Source organism: Mesorhizobium sp. M2A.F.Ca.ET.039.01.1.1, from assembly GCF_003998035.1.
Taxonomy (GTDB): domain Bacteria; phylum Pseudomonadota; class Alphaproteobacteria; order Rhizobiales; family Rhizobiaceae; genus Mesorhizobium.
The window spans coordinates 1-7,421 of sequence record NZ_RZRY01000298.1; the positions used below are offsets into that span (position 1 = coordinate 1).

General features: G+C 64.1%; 9 protein-coding genes. 4 read left to right on the forward strand and 5 right to left on the reverse strand.

Going from position 1 to position 7,421, the window contains the following annotated elements:
- Together EOA24_RS21345 and EOA24_RS21350 are read right to left on the reverse strand one after the other, a co-directional pair.
- Positions 1-890, reverse strand: an 890-nt coding sequence (locus EOA24_RS21345; protein ID WP_189354102.1) for a YcjX family protein, incomplete at its 3' end; no start/stop codon positions are given.
- Between the two features lie 63 nt (positions 891-953).
- On the reverse strand, positions 954-1,457 hold the full coding sequence (locus tag EOA24_RS21350) for a histidine phosphatase family protein (protein ID WP_126082556.1): 504 nt from the start codon (positions 1,455-1,457) through the stop codon (positions 954-956).
- A 248-nt stretch (positions 1,458-1,705) separates the two neighbouring features.
- Between EOA24_RS21350 and dksA the strand changes: the two genes are divergently transcribed.
- Positions 1,706-2,122: an RNA polymerase-binding protein DksA gene (dksA, locus tag EOA24_RS21355; RefSeq protein WP_040972254.1), complete on the forward strand. Its 417-nt coding sequence runs from the start codon at positions 1,706-1,708 to the stop codon at positions 2,120-2,122.
- A 21-nt stretch (positions 2,123-2,143) separates the two neighbouring features.
- Here dksA and EOA24_RS41745 read toward each other — a convergent pair whose 3' ends face one another.
- Both EOA24_RS41745 and EOA24_RS21360 read right to left on the reverse strand, forming a co-directional pair.
- The gene (locus EOA24_RS41745) at positions 2,144-2,281 is read right to left on the reverse strand and encodes a hypothetical protein (RefSeq protein WP_189343123.1); all 138 of its coding nucleotides are present in this window, start codon (positions 2,279-2,281) and stop codon (positions 2,144-2,146) included.
- Positions 2,282-2,327: 46 nt separating this feature from the next.
- Positions 2,328-3,032: a flagellar biosynthetic protein FliO gene (locus EOA24_RS21360; protein WP_189354105.1), complete on the reverse strand. Its 705-nt coding sequence runs from the start codon at positions 3,030-3,032 to the stop codon at positions 2,328-2,330.
- 208 nt (positions 3,033-3,240) lie between these two features.
- Between EOA24_RS21360 and EOA24_RS21365 the strand changes: the two genes are divergently transcribed.
- Both EOA24_RS21365 and EOA24_RS21370 read left to right on the forward strand, forming a co-directional pair.
- The gene (locus EOA24_RS21365) at positions 3,241-5,826 is read left to right on the forward strand and encodes an ATP-binding protein (RefSeq protein WP_126082557.1); all 2,586 of its coding nucleotides are present in this window, start codon (positions 3,241-3,243) and stop codon (positions 5,824-5,826) included.
- Between the two features lie 159 nt (positions 5,827-5,985).
- Complete coding sequence (locus EOA24_RS21370) at positions 5,986-6,693, forward strand: DeoD-type purine-nucleoside phosphorylase (RefSeq protein WP_126082558.1); 708 nt, start codon at positions 5,986-5,988, stop codon at positions 6,691-6,693.
- Here the strand turns inward: EOA24_RS21370 and EOA24_RS21375 are convergent.
- Positions 6,690-6,995, reverse strand: a complete 306-nt coding sequence (locus EOA24_RS21375; RefSeq protein WP_126060664.1) for a ribbon-helix-helix domain-containing protein — start codon at positions 6,993-6,995, stop codon at positions 6,690-6,692. The two genes, EOA24_RS21370 and EOA24_RS21375, sit on opposite strands and share 4 nt — an antisense overlap.
- A gap of 255 nt (positions 6,996-7,250) precedes the next feature.
- Between EOA24_RS21375 and EOA24_RS21380 the strand changes: the two genes are divergently transcribed.
- Positions 7,251-7,421, forward strand: a 171-nt coding sequence (locus EOA24_RS21380) for a VOC family protein (RefSeq protein ID WP_348633076.1), incomplete at its 3' end; no start/stop codon positions are given.

Sequence of the window (7,421 nt, forward strand, 5' to 3'; positions counted from 1 at the left end):
GCATTGAGCGCCTGCATGGCGTCGATCAGCACGATCTGCCGGTCCAGGCGGGTGATGTGCTCGCGAAAGAACGGTTTGACGACATGCGTCTTGTAGGCCTCGTAGCGGCGCTCCATCATCGCCTGCAGCGATCCGGAGCGCGGCCGGCCGTCCGCCAATATCATCAACGGCGCGAAGGTGAGCGCCGGCGAGCCTTCGAGGTCGCCCGGCATCAGGAAGCGGCCGGGCGGCAGCGTCGACAGGGCGCGTTCGTCGAGCTTGCAGCCCTTGAGATAGGCGGCAAAGCTCTCGGCCAAGCGCCGCGCCGTCATCTCGTCGGCGTCGGCATCGGGATTGACGGTGGAAGCCAGCTCGCGCCAGGCCTGAGACAGGTCGGAGCGGACGGGCAGGGCGGCCAACTCGACCGCCTCGCGCGAAAAATCGGCGAAGGATTTGCCGAGCAGCGGCAGGTCGAGCAGCCATTCCCCGGGATAGTCGACGATGTCGATCGACAGTTTCCCGGCTGAAAACAGCCGGTTCCAGCCGGAAGCCGACTCGTATTCGATGGTGAGCCTCAGCTCCGAGATGGCGCGTGTGGAGTCCGGCCAGACGCGGTCGTTCACCAAGGCCGCGACATGGTCCTCGTACTGGAAACGCGGAACGGCATCGTCCGGCTGCTCCTCGAGGAAGGCGCGGGCGATGCGGCCGGATTTCTGCGCTTCGAAGAGCGGCAGGCGTCCGCCATGGATGAGGTTGTGGACGAGGGCGGAGATGAACACCGTCTTGCCGGCGCGGGAAAGACCGGTGACGCCAAGACGCAATGAGGGGGAGAAGAGCCCGGCGGCCCGGCCCGACAGCGTGTCGAGCGCAATCCTTGCCTCGTCGGTGAAAGTCGTCAGCGATGATGCCAAATCAGGCCTCTGGTTGCGCGTCCGCGCCCGATATAGGCGCTGGACCTGGCGTTTGAAATGGCCTCAGAGGTCGGCGGGCGTGAGAAAGGCTTCGAGGTAGCCGTTGCCCTGCGCCGCTTCGGCAAGATTGCCGGGAAAGCGCACCACGGCGAGACCGGAGGTCGGAAAACCGTGCTTCATCATGCCGCGCGCCGCCTCGTCGCCGTCGCCCGACACCGCCATGGCCAGATCCTCGGTCATGGGATTGTGGCCGATCACCAGAAGCTGTTCGGCGCCGGCGTTCTTGCGGATGATGTCGAGATAGCCGGCCGCATCCTCGCTGTAGAGCGTGTCGAAGAACAGCACCCGGCCGGTGTCGGTGCGCCCCGCCAGGCCTTCCAGCGTCTGTCTTGCCCGTTTGGCATTGGAGCAAAGCGTGACGTCCGGCACGTAGTTGCGGGCCCGCATAGCCTCTCCCATCGCTTCGGCGTCAGCCTTGCCCGATTCGTCGAGCGGGCGGTCGAAATCGCGCACGCCGGGCAGCGCCCAGCCGGCCTTGGCATGCCGCAACAGATAAAGTCTGCTCATGCGTTCCCCCATGGCGCTGCCTGACAGGCAAAGCGCGATTAGTCACCAGAACCACGTCATGCACAATGGCCGGCGCGAGCACCTGCAACGAATCATATGCGAATTCGTTTTATGCCGTTGAAACAACGTCGTTGCCGGAGCTGCCGATGCGAGACTAACAATTGCGTGAAACTGTCGTCGATACCGCTTGTGCAGGCTCTTGTCCCCGAATATATAGGCGCCAAATTTGGGGTTGTTGGGTGAGTCGAATGAACGACATCGTTACCGCCGATTACGTACCCTCCGAAGACGAGCCGTTCATGAACGAACGGCAAAAATCGTACTTCCGCCAAAAGCTTATCACCTGGAAGAACGACATTCTGCGCGAGGCGCGCGAAACCCTAGAAATCCTGCAGCAGGAAAACGCCAACCACCCAGATCTTGCCGATCGCGCCTCCTCCGAAACCGACCGCGCCATCGAATTGCGCGCCCGCGACCGCCAACGCAAGCTCATCTCGAAGATCGACTCCGCGCTCCAGCGCATCGATGAAGGCACCTACGGCTATTGCGAGGAAACCGGGGAGCCGATCGCGCTGAAGCGGCTCGACGCGCGTCCGATCGCGACGCTGTCGATCGAAGCGCAGGAACGCCACGAGCGTCGCGAAAAGGTGTATCGCGACGACTGACGCGAGCTGAAAGCAGAAACGTCAAAAATGGCCGGCTTTCCGGCCATTTTTGTTTTCAGCTCCTAGCTGCGGAGAGTTCGCGCGTTCCGGCAAGCTGCCGCTAAAGCGGGTCGCGATCTTCAGATTCGCTCCATGCGCTTTAGGTTTTGATTTACGCATGTCTTATCCCGAAACCGGTTCCCACTTTCGGGAGACATGCTTTAGGTCAGCGCTTGTGATTGCCCAGTTCGCCAAGCAGCTTGGCCATCTCATCATCGAGCGAGGGCTTGGGTGCGGGTTTGCTTGGCGCTGCCGGCTGGGAGTGCGTCTCGTCGAGAGAGGTCTCGAGCTCGTGCATCAATGTGTCGTCGACGGAATCGTTTGAGGGCGGCGGCGTGTATCTGTCGCTGCCGTTGATCGTTCCGTAGCTCGGCAGGGGCGTGACCTTGGCGGTCGGCTGGCTCGGTGCCGCCGGCGCGCGCGGGCGTGCGGCGGCAACTGGCTGGGCGGCAGGCGGCGGTTGCCTGACGGGGCCGGGGGCGGGCGGAGGGGCCGGTTGCGGCGCGCGCGGGCGCGCGGCGGCGGTTGCCTGTGGCTGGCCGCTGTCGCCGGTAAGCGCCGGCCGGCGCGGCGCTGCCAGCCTGATATCGCGCTCGACCACGACATCGGTCGGCCCGCCGATCAGGATCAGATGCTCGATGTCGTCACGGCGCACCAGCACCAGCCTGCGATGGCTGTCGACGGCGGTGGCGTCCATGACCGCGAGGCGCGTCTTGCGGTTCCTGCCGCCGGCCACGAAAGTGCCGAAGGTAAGATTGCGCACAACCTTGATGACGAGCAGGATGACGACGAGCAAAATGAGTGCTGCAAACGTCCACAGGATTGCGGCGACATAACCCGGACCCGCCACGCTATCCAGCCACTGCAGCATCGGTGCACCCAATCGCCTCTTGAGGTCAGGCGACACTAGACCGCGGTGGCGGCCCGCCGCAAGTTCACATCACCCATCGTGAACAGTTTGAAACATGAATCATTGATTTTATCGGACATTTGCCGCCGGGGCCTTTTCCGCTACAGGAGAATGTGATTCAACCGGCCGTCCGCGCCCGTCGGACACCGGAATCACGAGCAGGGGGAACATGGCCAAGGAAACGCGCGGCGATTTCTATCCGGTACCGATCGTCGACCAGAACACGCGTCCGGGCGCCGTCACCAGGCTCATCGTCTTCATCGTCGTCTTGACCGGCGCCGCGATCGTCTTCGGACTTTTCCGCGAGCGGCTCGGCGATCCTTTCCTGCTCGGCATGCTCGGCGTGCTCGCCATGATCGGCGTCGGCTTCCTGTTCGCGACCGCGATCGGCTTCGTGCAGATCGCGCCGCGGTCGACCGGCGACGAACTGTCGAAAGCCTTTGTCGACTCGATGTCGCAGGGCCTGCTGGTGACCGACACCAAGGGCCGCGTCGTCTATGCCAATCGCGCCTATGCCGACATGACGGGCGCCGCCTCGGCGGCCGATCTCAAGACCGTCGAAGGTCTCTTGTCTGATGTTCCCGAGGCCTCGATGACGATCTACAGGCTGGCGTCGGGCCTGCGCGACGGCCAGGCGGGCGACGGCGAGTTCCGGCTGGCGCAGTCGATCAAGCCCGGCGCCGAGCCCGGCGCGCGCTGGTACCGGGCCCGCGCCCGCGCCTTCAGCATGCCCGGGGAAAGGCTGCCGATGCTGGCCTGGCAGCTTGCCGACATCTCGCAGGAACGGGCGGAGCAGGAGCGTTTCTTCCTCGACCTGCAAAAGGCCATCGACCATCTCGACCATGCGCCGGCCGGGTTCTTCTCGGCCGACCAGGAAGGCCGCGTCACCTATATCAACGCCACTCTCGCCGAGTGGCTGGGTATCGACCTTGCCTCCTTCACGCCGGGCGCCATCACGCTGCCGGAAATCATCGCCGGCGACGGCATGGCGCTGGTCCGCTCGGTCAAGGCCGATCCCGGCACGACCCGCAATGCCGTCATCGACCTCGACCTCACCACCATGAGCGGCCAGGCGCTGCCGGTGCGCTTCATGCACCGGGTTTCGGCAAGCCGCGAGGGCGTGAACGGTCCGACCCGCACCATCGTGCTCAACCGTACCCAGGGCGAGGACGCTTCGGCGGAACTGCGGGCTTCCGAGGTCCGCTTCACCCGTTTCTTCAACTCGACTCCCATGGCTATCGCGGGCGTCGATGCGAGCGGGCGCATCCTGCGCACCAACGCGCCATTCCTGCAGCTGTTTTCATCCGTGGTCGACCGGGACGCCGTCGACCGGCGGGTGCGGTTCGAGACCATCGTCCACGAACGGGACCGTCCGGCCTTCGCCGCCGCCTTCGAGAAGGCCAGGCAGCGGCAGGCCAATATCGAGCCGATCGACTCCGTGCTGCCCGGCAATGAGGAGCGCCATATCCGCTTCTACGTCAACGCCGTCGCCGACAGCGCGGGCGGCGAGGGCGCCGAGGAATCGGCCATCGTCTATGCGGTCGAGACCACCGAGCAGAAGGCGCTCGAGGGCCAGATGGCGCAGAGTCAGAAGATGCAGGCGGTCGGTCAGCTTGCCGGCGGTATCGCGCACGACTTCAACAACGTGCTCACCGCCATCATCATGGCGTCCGACCTTCTGTTGACCAACCACCGTCCGTCGGATCCGTCCTTCCCCGACATCATGAACATCAAGCAGAACGCCAATCGGGCGGCTTCGCTCGTGCGGCAATTGCTGGCCTTCTCGCGCAAGCAGACGCTGCGGCCGGAAGTGCTCAACCTGACCGATGTCCTGGCCGATCTCCGGATGCTGCTCGCCCGCCTTGTCGGCAACGACATCAAGCTGAAGATCGACCACGGGCGCGACCTGTGGCCGGTCAAGGTCGACATCGGCCAATTCGAGCAGGTGGTGGTCAACCTCGCCGTCAACGCGCGCGACGCCATGCCGAGCGGCGGTGATCTTACCGTGCGCACCCGCAACGTCACGACGGAAGAATGCAAATCCTTCGCCTATCGCGAATTGACGCCGGCCGACTATGTGCTCGTCGATGTCGAGGACACCGGCAGCGGCATTGCGCCCGACGTTCTCAAGAAAATCTTCGAGCCGTTCTTCACGACCAAGGAAGTGGGCAAGGGCACCGGCCTCGGCCTGTCGATGGTCTACGGCATCATCAAGCAGACCGGCGGCTTCATCTTCTGCGATTCCGAGATCGGCAAGGGCACGGTGTTCCGCATCTTCCTGCCGCGCCACATCGCCGAGGTGAAGAAGCAGGCCGAGCCCGGCGCGGCGCCGGCAGCCGTGGCGGCGGCTCCGGCCAAGCCGGCCGACACGGCCAAGGATCTGTCCGGTTCGGCCACAGTGCTTCTGGTCGAGGACGAGGACGCCGTGCGCATGGGCGGTGTGCGGGCGCTGATGTCGCGCGGCTACACCGTGCATGAGGCGTCGTCCGGCGTCGAGGCGCTGGAAGTGTTCGAGGCGCTTGGCGGCAAGGTCGATATCGTGGTGTCCGACGTGGTGATGCCGGAGATGGACGGGCCGACATTGCTCGGCGAGCTGCGCAAGCGTCAGCCGGACATCAAGTTCGTGTTCGTTTCGGGTTATGCCGAGGACGCCTTTGCCAAGAACCTGCCGGCCGACGCCCATTTCGGCTTCCTGCCGAAGCCGTTCTCGCTCAAGCAATTGGCGACGATCGTCAAGGACGTGCTGGAATCCTAGAGCGCTGACGCAATTGCGGACGGACGACGCAAGGCGAAGGCGCTGGTGCCTGACCGCCTTACAGCTCGCTGGAATTGCTTCCAAATGAGCTATCGCTTGCACATTGCGACGGCCCTGCCATGATGGTCGCCGGATGGATCTATCAGAGGGTAGTAGCGCGTGACGCCGCATATCGAGGCGGACAGGGGCGATTATACCGAAACGGTGCTGTTGCCGGGCGACCCCGAGCGCGCCCAATGGATGGCGGAGACCTTTCTCGAGGCGCCTCGCTGCGTCAACCGCCGAAGGGGCGCGCTGGGCTTCACCGGCCGGTTCCGCGGCAAGCCGGTCAGCATCCAGGCGACCGGCATCGGCGTTTCATCCTTCCTGATCTACGCGCATGAATTGCTCGACTATCATGGCGTGAAGACGCTGATACGCACCGGCACCAGTGGCGGCTTAGCAGACGATGTGCCCTTGCGCGGGCTCGTCATCTCCAGCGAAGTGCGGGCGGAGAGCGCGATTAGCGGACAGGTGTTCGGGCTGTACCAGCCGGCGGGACCGGATCCGGCGCTGCATGCGCTGGCGCTGCGACGCGCGGCCGATCTCGGCATCGCCTGCAGCGCCGGGCTGACGATCTGCAGCGACGTGTTCCACCATCCCGACGGCCGCGCGCGGTTCGACGAGCCGAGGGCGCTTGGGGCGCTGGCAGTCGATATGGAGACCAGCGCGCTCTATCGGATTGCCGCGCAGTTCGGCGCCCGGGCACTGTCGCTGCTCACCGTGGTCGATCATATCGCCACCGGCGAGCTGACGGACTATGCGGAGCGTCAGGCCCTCTTCACCGACATGACCCGGCTGGCGCTCGAAGTCGCGGCAGAGAGTTAGGCGGCTTCCCGCTTCAACGCAGCCTGTTCCTCGGCATTGGGCCGGTGGCCGCGCAGATAGAGCGCGCAGGTCGTGCGCAGCATGGAGGCGAAGTTCGGGATCTGGCCGTTGATCTCGATCGCCTCGTCATAAAGCTTCGAGATGAATTTCGGTGTCGTCAGTCCCTGGCTGTCGGCGATCTCGTCAAGCAGATCCCAGAATGTCGCCTCGAGCTGGATGCTGGTCGAATGACCGTCGATGCGAATCGACCGGTTGATCTGCCGGTAGCCTTCCGGGTTTTGCCCGGCGAAGACTCTGCACATCAGTACCTCCCGTTTTTGTTTGTCTTGGGCGCCGATTGAGCGAGCCGGCGCCTTTTTTGAACACTGCCTGCGTTTGTCATCTTCGATCCAATGGCCGGCAACGGCAATCAGACTTTCGTCCTTAGGCGCGCCCATCCTCGCCCGCGCCGGGAGACTACCCATTTCCAAGCCGCATGCGTGGTAATCGGCTGCCACCACCTTTTTTCGCCAGCACGCATAATCGGCTTCGAAATCAAGAAAGCTGCGGAGTCCGATTTGGCGAAGGCGATCCATTCCATGATCAGGGTTCTCGACGAGGCACGGTCCGTCGATTTCTACAACAAGGCCTTCGGCCTCGAGGTGGCGCAGCGGCTCGATTTCGAGACTTTCACACTGATTTATCTCAGCAATGCGGACTCGCCTTTCGAGGTGGAGCTGACCGTGAAC

Excerpts from the sequence above, each read along its gene's own strand:
- EOA24_RS21350 (WP_126082556.1), bottom strand. The coding sequence starts at position 1,457 with ATGAGCAGACTTTATCTGTTGCGGCATGCCAAGGCCGGCTGGGCGCTG.
- dksA (WP_040972254.1), top strand. The coding sequence starts at position 1,706 with ATGAACGACATCGTTACCGCCGATTACGTACCCTCCGAAGACGAGCCG.
- EOA24_RS41745 (WP_189343123.1), bottom strand. The coding sequence starts at position 2,281 with ATGCGTAAATCAAAACCTAAAGCGCATGGAGCGAATCTGAAGATCGCG.
- EOA24_RS21365 (WP_126082557.1), top strand. The coding sequence starts at position 3,241 with ATGGCCAAGGAAACGCGCGGCGATTTCTATCCGGTACCGATCGTCGAC.
- EOA24_RS21360 (WP_189354105.1), bottom strand. The coding sequence starts at position 3,032 with ATGCTGCAGTGGCTGGATAGCGTGGCGGGTCCGGGTTATGTCGCCGCA.
- EOA24_RS21375 (WP_126060664.1), bottom strand. The coding sequence starts at position 6,995 with ATGTGCAGAGTCTTCGCCGGGCAAAACCCGGAAGGCTACCGGCAGATC.